At 63.8% G+C, this 19,120-nt stretch carries 14 protein-coding genes; 4 read left to right on the forward strand and 10 right to left on the reverse strand.

The window, feature by feature from the left end:
• Positions 1-81: 81 nt before the first annotated feature.
• Positions 82-327: a hypothetical protein gene (locus tag Lysil_RS13140; RefSeq protein WP_129588360.1), complete on the reverse strand. Its 246-nt coding sequence runs from the start codon at positions 325-327 to the stop codon at positions 82-84.
• Positions 328-354: 27 nt separating this feature from the next.
• Entirely contained in the window at positions 355-720 is a 366-nt protein-coding gene (locus Lysil_RS13365) for a hypothetical protein (protein ID WP_165782385.1), read from the reverse strand.
• Between Lysil_RS13365 and Lysil_RS04990 the strand changes: the two genes are divergently transcribed.
• The 4 genes from Lysil_RS04990 (at position 704) to Lysil_RS13145 (ending at position 12,633) form a co-directional block, all read left to right on the forward strand.
• Entirely contained in the window at positions 704-5,452 is a 4,749-nt protein-coding gene (locus tag Lysil_RS04990; protein ID WP_165782386.1) for a DUF7507 domain-containing protein, read from the forward strand. The two genes, Lysil_RS13365 and Lysil_RS04990, sit on opposite strands and share 17 nt — an antisense overlap.
• Positions 5,449-9,237 carry a hypothetical protein gene (locus Lysil_RS04995; protein ID WP_103074418.1) on the forward strand — a complete coding sequence of 1,263 codons (3,789 nt, stop codon included), beginning with the start codon at positions 5,449-5,451 and terminating at the stop codon, positions 9,235-9,237. Before Lysil_RS04990 ends, Lysil_RS04995 begins: the two co-directional genes overlap by 4 nt.
• 59 nt (positions 9,238-9,296) lie before the next feature.
• Positions 9,297-11,027, forward strand: a complete 1,731-nt coding sequence (locus tag Lysil_RS05000; RefSeq protein ID WP_129588362.1) for a prealbumin-like fold domain-containing protein — start codon at positions 9,297-9,299, stop codon at positions 11,025-11,027.
• A gap of 106 nt (positions 11,028-11,133) precedes the next feature.
• The gene (locus tag Lysil_RS13145; RefSeq protein WP_129588363.1) at positions 11,134-12,633 is read left to right on the forward strand and encodes a DUF11 domain-containing protein; all 1,500 of its coding nucleotides are present in this window, start codon (positions 11,134-11,136) and stop codon (positions 12,631-12,633) included.
• On the opposite strand, the gene mgtE is transcribed toward Lysil_RS13145, so the two are convergent.
• The 8 genes from mgtE to hpf form a co-directional block, all read right to left on the reverse strand.
• Complete coding sequence (gene mgtE, locus Lysil_RS05015; RefSeq protein ID WP_103074421.1) at positions 12,634-13,995, reverse strand: magnesium transporter; 1,362 nt, start codon at positions 13,993-13,995, stop codon at positions 12,634-12,636.
• A gap of 12 nt (positions 13,996-14,007) precedes the next feature.
• Positions 14,008-15,732 carry a phosphoenolpyruvate--protein phosphotransferase gene (gene ptsP, locus Lysil_RS05020; protein ID WP_103074422.1) on the reverse strand — a complete coding sequence of 575 codons (1,725 nt, stop codon included), beginning with the start codon at positions 15,730-15,732 and terminating at the stop codon, positions 14,008-14,010.
• Between the two features lie 3 nt (positions 15,733-15,735).
• The gene (locus Lysil_RS05025; protein WP_103074423.1) at positions 15,736-16,005 is read right to left on the reverse strand and encodes an HPr family phosphocarrier protein; all 270 of its coding nucleotides are present in this window, start codon (positions 16,003-16,005) and stop codon (positions 15,736-15,738) included.
• A gap of 3 nt (positions 16,006-16,008) precedes the next feature.
• The gene (locus tag Lysil_RS05030; protein ID WP_103074424.1) at positions 16,009-16,401 is read right to left on the reverse strand and encodes a PTS sugar transporter subunit IIA; all 393 of its coding nucleotides are present in this window, start codon (positions 16,399-16,401) and stop codon (positions 16,009-16,011) included.
• A 30-nt stretch (positions 16,402-16,431) separates the two neighbouring features.
• Positions 16,432-17,298 (reverse strand): RNase adapter RapZ, encoded by an 867-nt coding sequence (rapZ, locus tag Lysil_RS05035; protein ID WP_103074425.1) that lies wholly within the window; start codon positions 17,296-17,298, stop codon positions 16,432-16,434.
• Positions 17,295-18,242 (reverse strand): HPr(Ser) kinase/phosphatase, encoded by a 948-nt coding sequence (gene hprK, locus Lysil_RS05040; protein ID WP_103074426.1) that lies wholly within the window; start codon positions 18,240-18,242, stop codon positions 17,295-17,297. Before hprK ends, rapZ begins: the two co-directional genes overlap by 4 nt.
• Positions 18,239-18,667 (reverse strand): PTS sugar transporter subunit IIA, encoded by a 429-nt coding sequence (locus Lysil_RS05045; protein ID WP_103074427.1) that lies wholly within the window; start codon positions 18,665-18,667, stop codon positions 18,239-18,241. The genes hprK and Lysil_RS05045 overlap by 4 nt, the downstream gene beginning before the upstream one ends.
• A 74-nt stretch (positions 18,668-18,741) precedes the next feature.
• A complete protein-coding gene (gene hpf / locus Lysil_RS05050; protein ID WP_103074428.1) occupies positions 18,742-19,059 on the reverse strand; it encodes a ribosome hibernation-promoting factor, HPF/YfiA family in 318 nt (105 codons plus the stop codon).
• Positions 19,060-19,120 lie beyond the last annotated feature (61 nt).

The following is a 19,120-nucleotide window of genomic DNA, read 5'->3' on the forward strand; positions in this document are numbered from 1 at the left end:
CGCTGCAGCGCGTTGCGCGTGATCGTACCCTCAACTTATTCAATGTGCGGCTGAACATGAACGCGGATGACGCAATGCGCGTCACATTTTCATTTCCTCATCCAGTCCAATTGTGTGGCCGGGTTCAAATTTTTGCTTGCTGAAGCTGAATTTGAGTAATCCTTGTGAATTCGTTGTGATAGGGCGAATGAGATACTCCCTGCATGGAAGTTCCGGCTGGTTGAGCTGGGCTGTGCTGCTGCAAGGGGGAGTGGTGTCATTCAAGGAACGATTGCGCGCATTTTCGGAGCGCACCAGCCGCATGCCAGCGGCTGTTTTTTCATTCATTTTTGCGTCGCTGATTGCACTCTCCCCTCAAGGTGCGATGGCGCAAGTCGTGAACACGGCAACGGTGACGCCTCCGCAGGATGGCAGTGTCGTCAATGCCGGAACAGCATGCACGAGCGCTGGTAGCGTTTTCAACGGATCGGGCAAGCAGGAATGCAAGGCTACCGATACCGACACCCTTCTTTTTCCCGTCACCATCACCAAGACGGTGACGGTTACCGGCGGCACGCCAGCAGGCGGCACGCCAGGGAATTTCAACTTCAGTTTGAGTTGCGCGACACCAACGGCTACGTATACCGGAACGATCACCTTCGCTTCCGGCGACACCAGCAAATCGACGGTCGTGAATGTTCCAGCCGGCTCGACCGCATGCACGTTGAACGAAACGGCCACCCCCACCGCGCCCGCCGGATATGCCTGGGGCGCGGCCACGTATGCCAATCCCGCCGGCACCATCAATGCGGCGGCGAGCGGCACGATCACCAACCCGCTCAATCGCCAGAGCGCGCAACTCATCCTGCAGAAGACCTGGGCGGCCAACAGCATTGCCGGCGACCAGACCACGGTGACGACCGATACATTCGCTAATAACGCGAGTTCCGGCGCATCCACCGCACTAGCGGCGGGCAACACGACGGCAGGCGCGGCGGTCACGGTCTATGTCGGTGAATCGGCCAACATTTCCGAAACGGGTTTCCCCAACCTGTCCAACTACACCCAATCTTGGAGTTGCACGGGTGGTGGATCCCTGAGCGGGAACAAGATCACGATCGCTGCTGCCGATGTCGGCAAGACGATTACTTGCACCGAGAGCAATACGCGCAAGACGAAGACGCTGACGGTGGCGAAGACGTGGTCGGCGGGTGCGTTGGCGGGTGACACGGCGACGGTGAGCGTGCCGGCGAGCCTGGGCAGTGCGACGAGCGGCTCGTCGGTGGCGACGGCGGCGGGCAATACGACGACGGGCACGGGCGTGACGGTGTCTGCGGGTGCGAGCGGTGCGCTGAGCGAGGCGTTCACGGTTGGCAGTGGTCTGAACTACACGGCGAGCTACAGCTGTACGGCGGGCGCGACGGTGGATGCGTCTGGGACCGTGACGATCGATGCGACGGCGGCGTCGCCGACGTGCACGATCACGAATACGCGCAAGACGAAGACGCTGACGGTGGCGAAGACGTGGTCGGCGGGTGCGTTGGCGGGTGACACGGCGACGGTGAGCGTGCCGGCGAGCCTGGGCAGTGCGACGAGCGGCTCGTCGGTGGCGACGGCGGCGGGCAATACGACGACGGGCACGGGCGTGACGGTGTCTGCGGGTGCGAGCGGTGCGCTGAGCGAGGCGTTCACGGTTGGCAGTGGTCTGAACTACACGGCGAGCTACAGCTGTACGGCGGGCGCGACGGTGGATGCGTCTGGGACCGTGACGATCGATGCGACGGCGGCGTCGCCGACGTGCACGATCACGAATACGCTTATCCCGAAGCCCGCGCTGACGATCGTGAAGAGTGCGGGCAAGCCGACGGTGAACAAGGGTGCGAGCAACACGCTCACGGATGCGGGCGACACGATTGCGTACAGCTTCGTGGTGACGAACACGGGCAACACGCCGCTGATAGCGGTAGTGGTGAACGACACACAGCTGGATGCTGCGGCGAACTGCCCGGCGACGATGCTGGCGGTGGGCGTGAGCATGACCTGCACAGGCACGCACACGATTACCCAAGCGGAAGTGAACGCGGGCAAGTCGGACAACAGCGCAACCGCGGGCGGCACGCCGCCGAACGGGACGCCGGTGCTCTCGCCGCCGTCGACGACGACGACGCCGATTGCATTGACGCCGGTTATGACGCTAAAGAAGACGGCGGACAAGGCAACGTACTCGGTGGTGGGTGACGTGATCACCTACACGTACACGCTCACGAACATGGGCAACGTGGCGATCAACGGCTTGTCGGTGACGGACGACAAGCTGGGAACGGTCGGCAATTGCACGCCAGCCAACTTGGCGCCGAGTGGACAGGGCACGTCGGTGGCAACTTGTTCGGCGACACACACGGTGACGCAGTCCGACCTTACGGCAGGTTCGATTACGAACGTTGCAACAGGGCATGGCACGCCGGTGGGCGGAATGCTGGTACCTCCTACGGCAACGTTGACGGTGACGGCCAAACCCAATCCGATCGTGGCCAAGGACGACTCGTACCCGAACATCAGCGGAGCAACGGGTGCGACGACGGCAAGCGTGATCGTCAACGACACGTTGAATGGCGCGACGCTGACGACAGGCGATATCGGCGCGAAGGTTGCGCTGACGCCGGGTACAGCGCCGACGACCACGTCGGGTGGCATCGTGATGAATCCGGACGGCACCATCACGGTGAAGCAGGGCACGCCGGCGGGTACGTACACCTACCCGTACACGATCTGCGAGAAGCTCAATCCGAACAACTGCTCGACAGCTACGGCCACCGTGGTGGTGAACGCCGCCCCGATCGTTGCCATCCCCGACGTTTACACCGGCATCAACGGTGCGACGGGCAACCCGAACGCGGGCAATGCCTACGGCAACGACACGTTGGGCGGCCAGCCGGTGGATCCGGCGAAGATCGTCGGAACGGTGGTCACGCCGGCAACGCCGATCAATGGCGGCCCGGTGCCGAGCCTCGATCCGGTGACGGGTGCGGTGAGCGTGCCGTCAGGCACACCTGCGGGCGACTACCAGATCAGTTACAAGATCTGCGAGAAGCTCAACCCGTCCAACTGCTCGACAACGACGATCGATGTGAAAGTGGTAGCGGCCGCGATCAAGGCCATCGATGACGATCACTCTTCCGATCCGATCAACGGTGGCAATGGCGGCAACACGCCAACGGTGCTGGGCAATGACACGCTCAATGGCCAGCCGGTCAGCGCGACGACGGTGACGTTGACGCCGGGCGCCAGTCCGAATCCGGGCCTGGTGATGAATCCCGACGGCACCATCACGGTGAAGCCGGGTACGCCTGCGGGCACGTATGCCTATCCATACACGATCTGCGAGAAGCTCAATCCGGCCAATTGCTCGACGGCGACGGCGACGGTGAAAGTGACCGCTCCGGTGATCATTGCGACGCCGGATACGCCGCCTGCCATCGACAGCACGACTGGCGGCAACACCCCGAGCGTGCTGATCAACGACACCATCAATGGCCAGCCGGCGACCACGGGCAATGTGGTGCTGACGCCGGGCAACAGCCCCAACTCGGGTCTGGTGATGAATCCGGACGGCACCATCACGGTGAAGCCGGGCACGCTCGCAGGCACGTATACCTATCCGTACACGATCTGCGACCGCATCAATCCGACCAACTGCGCCAATGCCACGGCAACAGTCGTGGTGACGGCCCCGGCATCGATGCGGGTGACCAAGACGGCGCAGCCGAGCAATGTCCACGTCGGTGACCTGGTGCGTTACACGCTGACCATCGAGAACACCGGCAGCGTGCCTGTGAATGCGGCGACGCTGATCGATACGCCGCCGGCAGGCTTCAGCTACGTCGACAAGTCGATGACGATCGTCGATCGCGACAACAAGGCCAACATGATCGCGACTCGCACGCTCATCGTGTCGGGCATCGACATCGACGTCGGCCAACGCGCGGTAGTGACCTACATGCTGCGCGTGGGTGCGGGCATCCATCCGGGCACGTACACCAACCAGGCGTTGATGCAGGATCGTGGCCGCGATGCCTCCAACATCGCGACGGCCGATGTCCAGGTAGTCGGCGATCCGATGACAGACGACACATTGATTGTCGGTACGGTGTTCGATGACCGCGATGGCGATGGCTGGCAGGATTCCGCGACGGCATCGGGCCTGAAGGCGCAGGGCGGATTCTCGCCGGCGGCCTACGTGTCCAACTCGACCACGGTGGATCGTGGCGATGGCCCGAAGCCGGAGGCCGATCACAGCTCGCCGATGCTGCATGGCATTCCCTTGGGCGAACTCAAGGGTCGCCAGTCGGATGCCGATCCGGTGGCGAAGCACCAGATCGTGATCCGCCAGCATCTGCGCGAACTCGCTTTCAACGATGACTTCGTACTGACCTCGAAGGAAGGCGTCACCGTGCGCATGGATGCCGCCGGCAAGACCCGCGTCGAGACCAGTGGCGATGCAGCCAAGGGCTTGAATGCAGTCGATCTGAAGGTGGAGCGCAAGATCGCGCAGGTCGAAGACGGCTACCAGGTCGACTACGTCATCAGCAATGCCGGCGTCGACGAACGTGGTATCCCCGGCGTGCGCATCGCGTCGGTGGAAGGCTTGCTGATCGAAACCGACCAGTTCGGTCGCTATCACCTCGCGGCAATTCCAGGTGGCCCGGACACGCGTGGCCGCAACTTCATCCTCAAGGTTGATCCGTCCACGCTGCCGCCAGGCACCACCTTCACCACCGACAATCCGTTGGTGCGCCGAGTGACCCCTGGTCTGCCGGTGCGCTTCGACTTCGGCGTGAAGTTGCCGTCCGGCGTGATCGAAGGTGCGACCGAACTGTACGAGATGGAGCTGGGCAAGATGATGTTCGATCCCGGCAGCGCCAGGCTGCACGAGCGATACGCCCCAGTGGTCCGGAATATTGCCGATGAAATTCGCGGCCATGGTGGCGGTGAAGTGGTGATCGCGGCGCAGGGCGAGGACGAATTGCTCGCGTTCGATCGCGCGGTGGCGGTGCGCAAGGCGCTCATTGCGGCGTTGCCGGTGGAGATCGCGGCCAAGACCCGCGTGAGCCTGCGCACCAATCCGGCCGATGCGCGAAGTACAGTGGTCGGACTGCTGCAGTGGCCGCAGATCGGCAATGTGTTGTTCGACACCAACAAGTCGACGATCAAGCCCGAATTCGCGCCTTTGATCGCGAGGATCGCCGATTACCTCGTGCAGTCGGAAACCAAGCGTGTCGTCATCAGCGGTCATGCCGACCCGCGGGCATCGGATGCCTACAACGATGCGCTCGGCATGCGTCGCGCCAAGGCTGTGTTCGACGCCATCACCGCACAATTGCCCGAATCCAAGCGCAAGGGAGTCCAAGTTGAGTTCGAATCTGGTCCGTCCAGTTCCTCCGGACAGCACAACGCCCAGGAGGGCCGGCCATGAAGAAGACGAAACTCAAACTGCTGGACTACACGCTGATGTGCATGCTCTCGGGCATGGCCGCCGGTGTGCACGCGCAAAACACGATTCCGATGGAGGGGAACACGCCGGCGTCAACTGTTGGCGATACCGCCACCAACAAGCCGGCACGGGATCAGCAGCTGCCAGCCACCACGAATTGCGGCAGCGATGGTTGCAGTGATGATGGCAACATGCTGTTCAAGGTGATCAGCCGCGGCAAGCGCGACCCGGTGGTGGTGGGCACGGAGAAATCCGATTCGCAAACACTGCAGCCCGATCGCCGCGTGTCGGTCAAGACGGGAAAAGTCACGAGCGACTGGAAGCACGATCTTGCGCCCGGACAAGCCGTCGCCGTCGGAAAATGGTCGGTGCAATTGCCCAATGGCGGCGTGATCTGGGCGACCGAAGATCCCAATCTCGGCCAGCCGCAGATGGCGGTTTCGGCGAGCAATCTCGTTGCCTATGACGGCAGCAAGATCACCAAGCCGGTGAAGTTCTACGGCAGCAGCAACTATTCGGCGTTCATGAAACGCGCCGAGATCGTGGTGTTCCGTGCCAGCGACAGCGATCTGGTGACGCCACTGGCGACGATTCCACTGAAACTCGGCGCGATCATGGAAGGCGAGTGGGATGGCCACATCGATGCCGCCACGGGCGCGCCGTTGCGCGTCGGTGACGAACTGACCTACGTCGTGCGTGCATATTCGGACGACAAGACTTACGACGAGACCTATCCCGCGCGCATGCAATTGGTGCGCCCGGAGGAAATGGAAGTCCAGCAGCAACGCACCACCGCACAATCCGTGCAGAACGGACAGCGTCCGCTGACCGATGCCGCCGCCAGCGAGATGCTGCAGATCCAGCAGGTGTTCGGCCAGAACACGCTGCGCCAGCAGAACATCGCGGTGTACGGATCGCGCGTGCGCATCCAGGGTCGCAACGTTCCCGACCAGCGGCAGGTGACGATCAACGGGCAGTCGATGCCGGTCGATCTCGAACGCAAGTTCGTCTCCGAATACCTGTTGCCAATCGGTCGCTACGATTTCGACGTGCTGGTCGGCAAGGATGGCGACGTCAATTCCGCACACAAGAAACTCGACATCGATGTCACCGGACGCTATTTCTTCGGCGTCGGCATTGCCGATTTCACCTTGTCCGGCAACAGCGTGTCCGGCTCGGTCGAACCGCTGGCCAACCAGCCGCAGTTCACCAAGGACAGCCTGCTGGAAGGGCGCCTGGCGTTCTATCTCAAGGCCAAGGCCAAGGGCAAATACCTGTGGACAGCGCAGGCCGATACACAGGAAAAGCAGGTCTCGCAACTGTTCACCGGTTTCTGGAAGGCGGACGCGACCGACGTGTTCCGCCAGCTCGATCCCGATGCCTACTACCCGGTCTATGGTGACGATTCCACGACGTATCGCGATGTCGACACCATGGGACGCCTGTACCTGCGCGTCGATTGGGACAAGAACCAGGCGTTGTGGGGCAACTACAACACCGGCCTGACCGGCACCCAGTACGCGCAATACGTCCGCAGTCTCTACGGCGCGGCAGTGGCGTGGCGTTCGCAAGCAACAACGAAATACGCCGAGCCCGATACCGTGTTGCGCGCCTTCGGATCGCAAGCACAGAGCACCCCCGGCCACAGCGAATTCCTCGGCACCGGCGGCAGCCTGTACTACCTCAAGCACACCGGCATCCTGCCCGGCTCGCAACAGGTGGTGCTGGAGATCCGCGATCCCACCACGGGCTCGGTGATCAATCGCGTCACCCTCGCCAATGGTGTCGATTACGAGATCGACGCCTACCAGGGCCGCATCCTGCTGACGCGCCCGCTGTCGCAGGTCGCCAGCGAAAACGTGCACACGCTGACGCGCGATACCCCGTTGACCGGCTACACGCAGATCCTGCTGGTCGATTACGAATATGTGCCACAGGGCTTCAAGGCCGATGACGTCGCTGCCGGCCTGCGCGTCAAGCACTGGTTCGGTGATCACGTCGGCGTCGGCGCGACCTATGTCGACGAGAATCGCTCCGGTGACGATTACCGCATGGCCGGTGCCGATCTCACCTTGCAGGCGGGTCGTGGCACCTACCTGAAGGTCGAACAGACGCACACGCAATCCACCAGCGCACCGATCTTCTATTCCAGCAACGGTGGCTTGAGCTTCACCCAGACCAATGCCGCGCAACTGGCGAACGCCAGCGGCACCGCGCGGGCGGTCGAAGCGCGCATCAACACCAAGGAACTGGGCTGGACCCAGCGCGAATGGCAGGGCGGTGCGTGGTGGCGCGATGTCGATGCGGGGTATTCGATCTCGCGTTACGACATCGGCCAGCCGGTGCATGAAGTCGGCGCCGAAGTGCTCGGCGATGTCAGCGACGTGCTGCGGATGTATGCCCGCGTCAGTCGTGCCGAACGCGGCAGCGATTTGCTCGAACAGGCACAGATCACCGCCGACTGGCGCTTGAACGAACGTTCGTTGCTGAGCGCGGAACTGCGTCGCGTCGATCAGCGCAGCGCTGGCGTCGAAAGCGTCGGCACCTTGCTGGCGGCCAAGTATTCACAGCACATCGGCACCTCGCTCGATGTCTACGGCATCGCCCAGCTCACGCTCGACGACGACAGTGGCAAGTACGCCAAGAACAATGCGTTCACCGCGGGCGCCAAGTACATCTTCGGCAACCTCTCGAACATCGGCGGCGAAGCGACGGTGGGCGATCGCGGCAATGCGGTCAGCGTCAACGGCGAATATCGCGTCAGTCAGAACCACACGCTGTACGCCAACTACACCTATTCGACCGACACCACCCAGTACGACCCGCTGTTCAATCCCAGCGTGACGCCGGGTTGGACCGTGGGCCAGCGCTGGCAACTCAACAGCAAGGTCAACGTCTTCAACGAGAGCCAGTACCTGAAGGCGCCGAACCAGTCCGGCCTCGCCAACACTTTCGGCATGAACTTTTATCCGTCGCAAGGATGGAACACCGGCTTCACCCTGCAGCAGGGTTCGCTGGACCAGGCCGATGGCAAGACCAACCGCCAGGCGATCAGCGTCACCGGTGGCTACACCAACCCGGTTGCGCAGTGGCAGAGCAAGCTGGAGTGGCGCAAGGACAGCGGCGCCGAACGTCGTCGCCAGTGGGTGACCACCAACTGGTTCAACTACAAGTGGAACGAAAGCCTGCGTTTCGCCGGACGACTCAACATGTCCGACACGCAAGACGAAGTGCAGTCGATCGCCGGTGCGCGCTTCGTCGAAGGCAATGTCGGCTTCGCCTGGCGTCCGTGGAATTCCACCAAGTACGCACTGCTCGGCAAATACACCTATCTGTATGACGTGTCGGCATTGCCGCAGGTGGGCAGCGATACCGCCTACTACGACCAGCAAAGCCGCGTGTTCTCGATCGAAGGCGTCTATCACCCGCTGCCGCGCTGGGAATTCTCGGGCAAGCTGGCGCGTCGCGATGGCGAAGTGCGCTTCGGTCGATTCACCGGCGCATGGGAAAGTTCCGCGGCGACCTTCGGTGCAGTACAGGTGCGCTACGGCTTGATCCACACCGACTGGAACGCGCTGGCCGAATACCGCTGGCTGGGCGTCGACAAGGGCGGCATCCGCAAGGGCGTGCTGCTCGGCATTGATCGCAACATCACCAAGGGACTGCGTGTCGGCGTCGGCTACAACTTCACCGATTTCAGCGACAACCTCACCGACTTCAGCTACCGCCATCGCGGCTGGTTCCTGAACGTGGTGGGGAGTTATTGATCGATGCTTGGAAGGGTGCCTCGCTGCATCGCTTTCGCAATGGGGAACGAATCGTGTTCGTGAACAAGTCCGATGTGATGCGCAATTGGCATCTGCGTGTGTGTCTCCTGCTTGCCGGTTTGTTGCTGGCCGGGCAGGCGATGGCGCAAACAGTGCGTTGGGAGGACTATCGCGGCGATCAGAACACCGCTACCGATGCCAACTACAACGGCCCCTCGGGCATCCCGAAATTCACCAATTATCCCAATGCCGTTGCCATCGCCAACTTGCGGGCGGTGTCGGCGAATTCCGCGAACGCGGTGCGGACCGGAACCAGCGCCACCATCGACTTCGCCAGCGGTGCCACAAACGCCTTGTGTGACAACCGGAGCAACACCAACAGCGTGCCGTGTCGCCTCCAGGCGCAGGGCAAGGTTGCGTATGCATTGGTCCAGTTCCCGAACGCCGGTACCTATACCATCGCCGCCGCGCATGACGACAACGTGGTGATCGAACTGTCACCCGATTTCACCAACACGAATTACCGCACGGCCAGTTACAGCATCCTGGCGGGTTCGGTGTCCGACTGGAGCAGCAGCGAAACGGATTTCCAGACTTTTGGAACCTTCACCGCTGCCAACGCCAACAGTTGCGCGCTGCTGCGGATGTACTGGAACAACCAGGCAGGCTTGAACTACAACCACTTGCAATGGACCACTCCTGGAGGCACCACCCAGATCATCCCCGCGTCGGCGTTTCGCGACCCGGCGTCCGTGAGCAGCGCCAATGGTTGCAACGGTTCGATCAGCGGCAACGTCGCCGGCATCACCTTGAACAAGGTGATCGGTTCTCCGCGTATCGATGCCGCCGACCAGTTCACCATCCAGATCGGCCTCACCGCGGGCGGGGGCACAGTCGCTGCCGCGACCACGGCCGGTTCCGGCACCGGGCAACAGGCCAGCACCAACTTCGCGACGACGACTGGCATGACGTATTACCTGCGCGAAGTGATGGCAGCGGGCTCATCCAGCCTCGCGAATTACGACACCACCTCGATTGCCTGTACCCGCAACGGGACCGCGTTCGCGCCGACCGTTGTCTCTTTGCCGAATCGACAATGGAGCGTTGTGCCGGGCGCGACCGACCAGATCGTCTGCACCATCACCAACACGACGACAGCGGTGAAGCCGAGCGTAACCGTCAACAAGGTCAGCGTGGGCGGCACTGGTGCGTTCACCTTCAGCGGCAGCAATGGCGTGACCAGCCAGACCATCACCACCACGGGCGACGGCGTGCCCGCGGCGGGCACTTCAGACCCGTTGACGACTGCCGGTACGCAGACCACCGTCACCGAAGGCTCGCCGCCGACAGGTTGGACTCTGCAAAGCATCGGTTGCAGCGGCATGGGCTCGGGCGGCACGGCCACGCCGAACATCTCCACGCGCACGGTGACGCTGGATGCCGCCGCCACCGCGAATGGCAGTGCCATCGCCTGCACGTTTACCAACCGCAAGCTCACGGTGGACCTGTCGATCACCAAGACCGACGGAGTCACTTCGATCGTCGCCGGCAGCACCACGACTTACACGATTCGCGTCACCAACAACGGTGTCGACACCGCGACGGGCGCGACAATTACCGATCCGGTTGCATCCCATCTGACCAAGACGGCGGTTGCCTGTTCGGCTACGCCCGGGCAATGCATTGCCGCGCCAACGATCTTGCAACTGGAAAGTGCCGGCGGATATGCACTTCCCGCCCTGGCGGCCGGGCAGTTCTACGAAATCAGCGTGACCTGCAACGTCAATTGATCTGCCGCAGGAACAATTTTTTGCTGGCTGGGATCACGAATTCGCCGGGTTGACCGCAACCGATTGGGCGTATCGTACGGGCACGCATTCACGCTACATTGCTCTGATGACCAATTGTCGTTTTGCATGGCTGGTTCGATGGAATGCTGCACGGACGGCGTTGCCCACGTTGCTGCTGGCGATGTGCATGCCTTCGTTGGCGCAGGCCCAGCTGTATTCGAAGACGACATCCGGCGCCTGGAGCTACACCATTCCGGCCAATACCTATTTCGTCACGGTGACCGTGGTCGGCGGTGGTGGTGGCGGTGGTGGTTGGGACGCAGTCGGCAAGGGTGGTGATGGCGGAAAGAGCGCCAGCGTGACTGGGGTTGTCGGTGTCACTCCAGGGCAAGTATTGAGCGGTACGGTTGCAGCCGGTGGTACCGGTGGCGCGTCGCCTAACAGCGCTGCCCCATGCACGGGTGGTGGTGTTGGTGGAACGGGTGGCGCGACGGGTGGCCGTGGCGGCCATCAGAGTTGCGGATCCGGATACAGCGGCGGCGGCGGTGGCGGCGGCGGAAGTACCACGCTGGTGATCAGCGCGAACATCGTGTTGCAGGCCGGTGGCGGTGGCGGTGGCGGTGGTGGCGGATTGAACAACCCGGCAACGGTGACCGGTGTGGCTGCGAATGCAACCGCATTGACGGGTGTTGCGACGTGTTCGGCCACGGCTGGTGTCCAGGGTACGAATGCCCCGGGCGATGGTGGCGGTGGCGGTGGCGGCGGCGCTGGATCGACAGGAGGCGCCGGAGGTAACTTCGGTGCCGATAACACCACGACACCTTCAACCGCAGGCGGCGGTGGTGGTTCCTGCTACCTGACGGGTGGTGCCACATATGTCGATGCCGTGGCGTTGGCGACCGGAGTCGGTGGTGGTACTGGTGCAACCGGATACGCGACCGGCGGCAGTGGAAGCACGGGTAGCGTGACGATCACGGCGCTGCCCTCGTTGCTGTTGCAGAAGACTTGGGGCGCGAACTCCCGCACCACGGACAGCATCGCCGTTTCGACGACGGGTGGAACCAAGGTTGCCACGGTGTCTTCCAGTGGAGTCGTGGCAGGTGGAACCACGGCTGGAACCCGCGTCTACGAGAAAGCCGGCGATGCCATCACGTTGCCGGCGGAAACATTCACGCCAGGTGCGAGTTCGACGGCATACACGGCGACCCTGACCTGCACCAACGCGACCTCGCCACCAACGAACGCAACGCCGCCGCGCAGCATCACCCTCACGGCTGCGGACACGGCCGCCGTGTGTACTTATACAAACAAGCCGAATGCCGATCTCTCGATCACCAAGAGCAATGGCGTCACGACGGTGGTATCGGGCCAGCCAACGACATACACCATCGTGATCAGCAACGGCGGGCCTGCGCCTGCCAACAATTCGACCGTGACGGATACGCCGGGTTCGGGCTTGAGTGGCTGCGTGGTGACGTGTACCGGAACTACTGGCGGTGCATCGTGTCCGGCACCGCTGGCGAACGTGCTGACAAGCGGTGCGACAATTGCGACCCTCCCGGGAAGCAGCACTGTCACGCTATCGGTCACTTGCAACGTCAACTGATCAACGCATCAGCAACAGCGTCGCCAGTCCAAGGAAACTCAGGAACCCCATCACGTCGGTGATGGTGGTGAGGATGACGCCGCCGGCCAGCGCGGGATCAAAGCCCATGCGCTTGACCATCACCGGCACGAACACACCGCCGAGCGCGGCCGCGGTGAAGTTGATGGTGAGCGCCAGTGCGATCACGAATGCCAGCATCGGGTCGTGGAACCACAGCAGCACGATCAGCGCCAGCAGCAGGCCGATGCCGATGCCGTTGATGATGGCGATGCGCACTTCCTTCCACACCAGCGTCATCACGTTGCTGGGGCCGATCTGGCCGAGGGCGAGGCCGCGCACCATCAGCGCCAATACCTGCGTGCCGGAATTGCCGCCCATGCCGGCGACGATCGGCATCAACACCGCCAGCGAGACGAGATGGGCGATCGTGCCCTGGAACTGGCCGACCACCGATGACGCGAGGAAGGCAGTGCCAAGGTTGATGGTGAGCCACAGCATGCGTCGGCGGAATGCGCGGCGCACCGGCGAGAACAGGTCTTCTTCCTCGTCGAGGCCTGCCGCCGACATCGCCTGGTGTTCGGCCTGGTTGCGGATGATGTCGACGACGTCATCGATGGTGATGCGGCCGAGCAGGATGTTGTTGTCGTCCACCACCGGCGCCGAAATCCAGTCGTGGTCGGAGAACTGGCGCGCGACTTCATCCGAGGTTTCGTGGACGTCGATCGCCGGTTGCTCGTCGTCCATCAACTCGTTCACCGAGGTGTTCGAATCGTGGGTCAGCAACGCCTGCAGCGCGATGCGTCCGAGGTACTGGTGGCGCTTGCTCACCACGTAGAGATGATCGGTGTGTTCCGGCAGTTCGCCGCGCAGGCGCAGGAAACGCAGCACGACATCGACGGTGGTGTCGGTGCGCACGGTGACCACGTCGGGATTCATCAGGCGGCCGGCGGTGTCTTCCTCGTAGGACAGCACCTGTTCCAGCCGTTCGCGATTCTCGCGATCCATCGACTTCAACACTTCGTCGACGACGGTGTCGGGCAGATCCTCGGCGAGATCGGCGAGATCGTCGATGTCGAGGTCTTCGACCGCGGCGACCAGTTCGTCGGGATCCATGTCGGCGATCAGGCCTTCGCGGACTTCCTCGCCGACGTGGACCAGTACCTCGCCGTCATCTTCGGGATCGACCAGACCCCAGACCACGCTGCGCTTGGGTGGCGGCAACGATTCCAGCAGGTTGCCGATTTCCGCCGGCGACAACGTGTTGACGAGCCGACGCACTGGCCCGAGGCGGCCGCTGTCGAGCGCGTCGCTGAGCAGGCGCAGCTGTCGTGCAGTCTTGTCGTGGCGGAGGATTTCGGCCAAGACGCGCTTCCGTTAATCCATCGCGGCGGTGGCGTGCAGCCAGTCGAGGATGGCGGCGCGATCCTGCAGGCGCAGCAACTGCGGCAACATCGCGCGGCGCGCTTCGAACGAGCAGGCGCGGATGGCCTTGCGCACTTCCAGCAGGCTCGACGAGTGCATGCTGAACTGCTCGAGGCCGAGCGTGAGCAGCAATGGCGCGAACATCGGATCCGCGGCGAATTCCCCGCACATCGCCACCGGCCGTCCGCGCAGGCGCGCGGTGCGGATGATGTCGGCGAGCACGCGCAGCACCGCCGGATGCAGCGGCGTGTAGAGATCGTCCAGCGCATCATTGCCGCGATCGGCGGCGAGCAGGTATTGCACCAGGTCATTGGTGCCGATCGAGACGAAATCGACCAGGCCGATCCAGCGCGACATCGACAACGCGGCGGAGGGGACCTCGATCATCGCGCCGAGCGGCACTTCCTCGCGGATCGCAGTGTGCGTCTTCGACAGTTCCCCGTGCAGGCGCTTGACGCGCAGGCGCACCGCCTTGATCTCCTCGCGGCTCGACACCATCGGCAACAGGATGCGCACCGGTCCGTAGGCCGAGGCGCGCAGGATCGCGCGCAGTTGGTCATCGAACAAATCGGGACGACGCAGCGACAGGCGGATGCCGCGCACGCCGAGCGCGGGGTTGGGTTCGTCGGGGAGGGCGAGGCCAGTGCGGTCGGCCTTGTCGGCGCCGATGTCGAGCGTGCGGATGGTGACGGGACGCCCGGCCATGCCGAGCACGGCATCGCGGTAGGCGAGGAACTGCTCCTCCTCGTCTGGCACTTCATCGCGTTGCAGGAACAGGAATTCGGTGCGATAGAGGCCGACGCCATTGGCGCCGAGCATGTGGCCGGTGGCGATGTCCTCGCGCGTTTCCGCGTTGATCCACAGTTCGATGTCGTGGTCGTCGCGGGTACGGGTGCGTTCACGCCGGAGTTTTTGCAGGGCCTTGCGTTCGCGCTGTTCCTCGCGGGCCTTGGTCCGGTGCTGGCGCAGGTCGCTGGCCGATGGCTCGACGATGATCGCGCCGCTGTCGCCGTCGACGATCAGCACGTCGCCGTCGTTGATGTCGGCCAACGCTTCGGCGGAACCGCTGACCATCGGCAGGTGCAGGCTGCGCGCGAGGATGGCGCTGTGCGAATAGGCGCTGCCGGAGACCGAGACGATGCCGAGCACGCCCTGCGATGGCAACTTGGCGAGATCGGCGGGCGCGACGCTGGGGCTGACGAGTATGTCGCCCGCGGCGCCTGCGGTCTCGGCATCGCGCTGGTGCAACGCGGTGTGGATGCGCAGGATCACCTGGTCGATGTCTTCCATGCGTCCGCGCAGATAGGCATCGTCCATCGCGGCGAACGCGGCGGCGACGCGGTCGCGTTGCAGGCGCAGGGCGTAGTCGGCGCTGCACAGTTCGTCCTGCACCAGCGATTTCAGGCCGCGCAACAGTTCGAGATCGTCCAGCACCAGGGTGTGCACGTCGATCAGGTCGCGCACTTCGGGGGTCAGGCTGTCTTGCAGCTTCTCGCGCAATGCGGCCATCTCGCCGCGCACCACGCCGATCGCGGAACGCAGCCGTGCCAGTTCGTCCGGCACATCGGCTTGCGGGATATGTTCCTCACGGATCTGCAGGGGGTGGGTGTGCACCACGCGCGCACGACCCAGCGCGCTGCCGCGCGCGGCCGGTTGCCCCTGGTAGACACGACGCACTGGTCATTCCCCTTCGTCGAAGCGACGTGCGAACAGATCGACGACCGCGGCGACCGCAGCCTCGGCGTCATCGCCTTCGGCACGCACCACCACCACGCTGCCGACGCCGGCTGCCAGCATCATCACGCCCATGATGCTCTTGGCATCGATTTCGCGACCGCGCGCCGCCAGCATGATCCGCGACTTGAACGGCGTCGTCGTCTGCACCAGTTTCGCGCTGGCCCGCGCGTGCAGGCCGAGTTTGTTGATGACGGGAATTTCGCGTTCGATCATTGTTCAGCCCTCGTCCAGCACAACGCCGTTGCGTCCGCCCACCGATGCGATCGACTGCAATCCGGCGAGATCGTGATCGGCGTAATTCATCACCCGCAGCACCATCGGCAGGCTCACGCCCGACACGCGCTTCGCCGGTGTGCCCAGGCGCACCAGTTGCGCGGCGAGATTGCTCGGGCTGGCGCCATAGACATCGGTCAGCACCAGCACGCCATCGCCGTCGTCGACCTTGCGCAGTTCCGCGCTGGCCAGCGGCAACGCGGTTTCGAGGTCGAGGTCGAACGGCAATTCGTAGCTGCCGGCACGCAGCGGCATCCGCCGCAACATGCGTTCCGCGACCGCCAGCAGGGGGCGGGCGATACCTTCATGGGTGACGAGGAGGAGTCCGACGCTCATGGCGCCAAGGTAACAGAAACCGCGGAAAACTCACTCGAGTTCGCGATGGAACGTCGCCACTTCCTGCCAGCCGCGGGCACGCGCGTGCTCGGCGATCGTTTCGGCGAGATACACCGATCGATGGCGACCGCCGGTGCAACCGAAGGCGACGGTGACGTAGCTGCGGGTGTCGTCCTGCAGCTTCGGCAACCAGGTATCGAGGAACTCGGTGATCTGGCGCAGGTAGGTGGTGACTTCCGGCTCGCCTTCGAAATATTCGCGCACCGCCTTGTCGCGGCCGGACAACGGGCGCAGCGCCGGTTCCCAGTGTGGATTGGGCAGCATGCGCACGTCGAGCACGAAGTCGGCGTCGCTGGGAATGCCGCGCTTGTACGCGAACGATTCGAACAGCAGTGACAGCGAGTGGTCGGACGACAGCTGGAGTTCGTTGGTGAGTGCGCGGCGCAACTGATGGACGTTGAGCGAGCTGGTATCGATCACCACATCGGCGAGCGCGCGCAATGGCTTCAGCGCCTGACGTTCCAGTCGCAACGAATCGGCGAGGGCGAGGCCGAGATGGCTGAGCGGATGCTTGGCGCGCGATTCCGCATAGCGTTTCACCAACACCTCGTCGGCGCTTTCAAGGAACACCAGTTGCGGATCGAGCCCGATCGCGCCGACTTCGCCCAACCACTCCGGCGTGCGCGCGAGATCGCTGCGACTGCGCACGTCGATGCTCGCCGCCATCTTGTCGACCGGAATGCCATCGTCGGCGATCATCCGCCGCGCCCATCCCGGCAGCATTTCCGCCGGCAGGTTGTCGACGCAATGGAAACCGTGGTCCTCCAGCGTGCGCAAGGCGACCGATTTCCCGGAACCCGACATGCCGGTGACCAGGACGAGGCGGGGGGCGGTCATGGCGAGGGTTCCAGAAAATGCGAGTGACGCGCCATGAAGGCGGCGGCGGGATCGACGCCCTTCGAGCGCAGGATGTGCTGGCGCGTCGCCGCTTCGGTAAGCACGGCGAGGTTGCGACCGGGCATCACCGGCAGGGTGATGCGCGGGACGTCGAGATCGAGGATGCGCGTGGTATCAAGGTCGCCAGTCAGGCGATCCATGCCGCCGGGCTTGGGCTCGAGGTGCGGGCGGGTGAGATGCACCACCAGCCGCAGGTATTTGTTGCGCTTCACCGCGGTGTCGCCGAAGGTCTGGCGCACGTTGAACACGCCGATGCCGCGGACTTCCAGCATGTCCTGCAGCAATTCCGGACAGGTGCCGTCGAGGACATCGGGCGCGATCTGGGTGAACTCGGGCGCATCGTCGGCGACCAGGCGATGGCCGCGCGTGACCAGTTCCAGCGCCAGTTCGCTCTTGCCGGCGCCGGATTCGCCGGTGATCAGCACGCCGATCGAATAGATCTCCATGAACACGCCGTGCAGGGTGACGCGCGGTGCCAGCCTGCGCGCGAGGAAATACTGGATGTGGTTGAACAGTTCGTGGCCACGCCGTGGCGAAACCCATAGCGCGATGCCGCTTTCCTCCGCGGCCTGCAGCAGGTCGGCGGGACAGTCCTGGTTCTTGCTGATGACCAGCGCCAGTGGGCGCGCATCCATGATGCGACCGATCACGTCCCAGCGCGGGCGCGCGTCCAGCGAGTCCATCCACGCCAGTTCCTCGGCACCGAGGATCTGCACCTTGTTGGGATAGATGATGTTGAGATAGCCGGCCAGCGACGGCCGCCGTGCATTGGTATCGACCGATTCCAGCACCTGCGCTTCGCCGTTGCGTCCGGCCAGCCAGCGCAGGTCGAGTCGCGATTGCAGCTCGTCGAAGGTTTCGCGCGCGTTGACCGAGAGCGTCATGGCGTTGCGCCGTCACTGAGCAGCTGGAACAGCGCATCGTCATCGGGCGCGGCGCGCAGTCGTTCGCGGAAGTGTTCGTCGGAAAACAACGCGGCGACATCGGCCAGCGCGTGCAGGTGTAGTTGCGGATTCTCGGCCGGCATCAGCAACGCGAAGATCAGGTCGACCTCCTGCTCGCCGAAGTGGGCTGGCTTGGCGAGGCGCAGGAAGGCGCCGGAGGGTTCGCGCAATCCGGCAACACGGCCGTGCGGGATCGCGATGCCGTGGCCAATCGCGGTGCTGCCCATCTGTTCGCGCTGGCGCAGGGCGTCGAACGCACCGGCGTCGCCAAGCAGGGCGGCGACGGCAGCGAGGGCGTCGGGGCAGTCGAGCGCGCGTTCGCTGGTACTGACGCGTTCGCGGCGGAGCAATGGGGCAATCGGCATGGACCAGGCCGGGGAGATGCTGGCGGGAAGGATAGCAGTCCGGCAGGCGCTGCCACGCGCCTGCCGTGCATACCCTACAGCTGCTGGCGCACCGAATCGCCGCGACCGTGGTCGACCATGCGGTCCTTCACCTTCTGCAGCGAACGATCCAGCTTGTCCACCAGGATGTCGATCGCGGCATACATGGTCGGCGCGCTGGCCTCGGCGTGCAGGGTGCGACCGTTCGCGGTCACCGTGCCTTCGGCGCAATGGTGCGGCTTGTCGATGGAGAGCTGGATCCTCGAGTCGAACGGATGCTCGAAATGACGGCAGAGTCGCTGGAACTTCTCGTTGGCATAGGTGCGCAGCGCGTCGGTGACTTCAAGCTGGTGGCCGTGGACTTCGAGATTCATGGCGGCTCCTGTGTTGCCCGGGTGGGCGCATCCAGCATTGCGCAATCCGGGGTAGGTGGCG

Origin of the sequence: Solilutibacter silvestris (assembly GCF_002895945.1) — a bacterium.
GTDB classification, from domain to species: domain Bacteria; phylum Pseudomonadota; class Gammaproteobacteria; order Xanthomonadales; family Xanthomonadaceae; genus Solilutibacter; species Solilutibacter silvestris.

Coding starts and splice junctions, on each gene's coding strand:
- Lysil_RS05030 (WP_103074424.1), bottom strand. CDS start 16,401: ATGAGCGTCGGACTCCTCCTCGTCACCCATGAAGGTATCGCCCGCCCC.
- Lysil_RS05025 (WP_103074423.1), bottom strand. CDS start 16,005: ATGATCGAACGCGAAATTCCCGTCATCAACAAACTCGGCCTGCACGCG.
- Lysil_RS05045 (WP_103074427.1), bottom strand. CDS start 18,667: ATGCCGATTGCCCCATTGCTCCGCCGCGAACGCGTCAGTACCAGCGAA.
- Lysil_RS04995 (WP_103074418.1), top strand. CDS start 5,449: ATGAAGAAGACGAAACTCAAACTGCTGGACTACACGCTGATGTGCATG.
- rapZ (WP_103074425.1), bottom strand. CDS start 17,298: ATGACCGCCCCCCGCCTCGTCCTGGTCACCGGCATGTCGGGTTCCGGG.
- hprK (WP_103074426.1), bottom strand. CDS start 18,242: ATGACGCTCTCGGTCAACGCGCGCGAAACCTTCGACGAGCTGCAATCG.
- Lysil_RS13140 (WP_129588360.1), bottom strand. CDS start 327: ATGAATGAAAAAACAGCCGCTGGCATGCGGCTGGTGCGCTCCGAAAAT.
- hpf (WP_103074428.1), bottom strand. CDS start 19,059: ATGAATCTCGAAGTCCACGGCCACCAGCTTGAAGTCACCGACGCGCTG.
- Lysil_RS13145 (WP_129588363.1), top strand. CDS start 11,134: ATGACCAATTGTCGTTTTGCATGGCTGGTTCGATGGAATGCTGCACGG.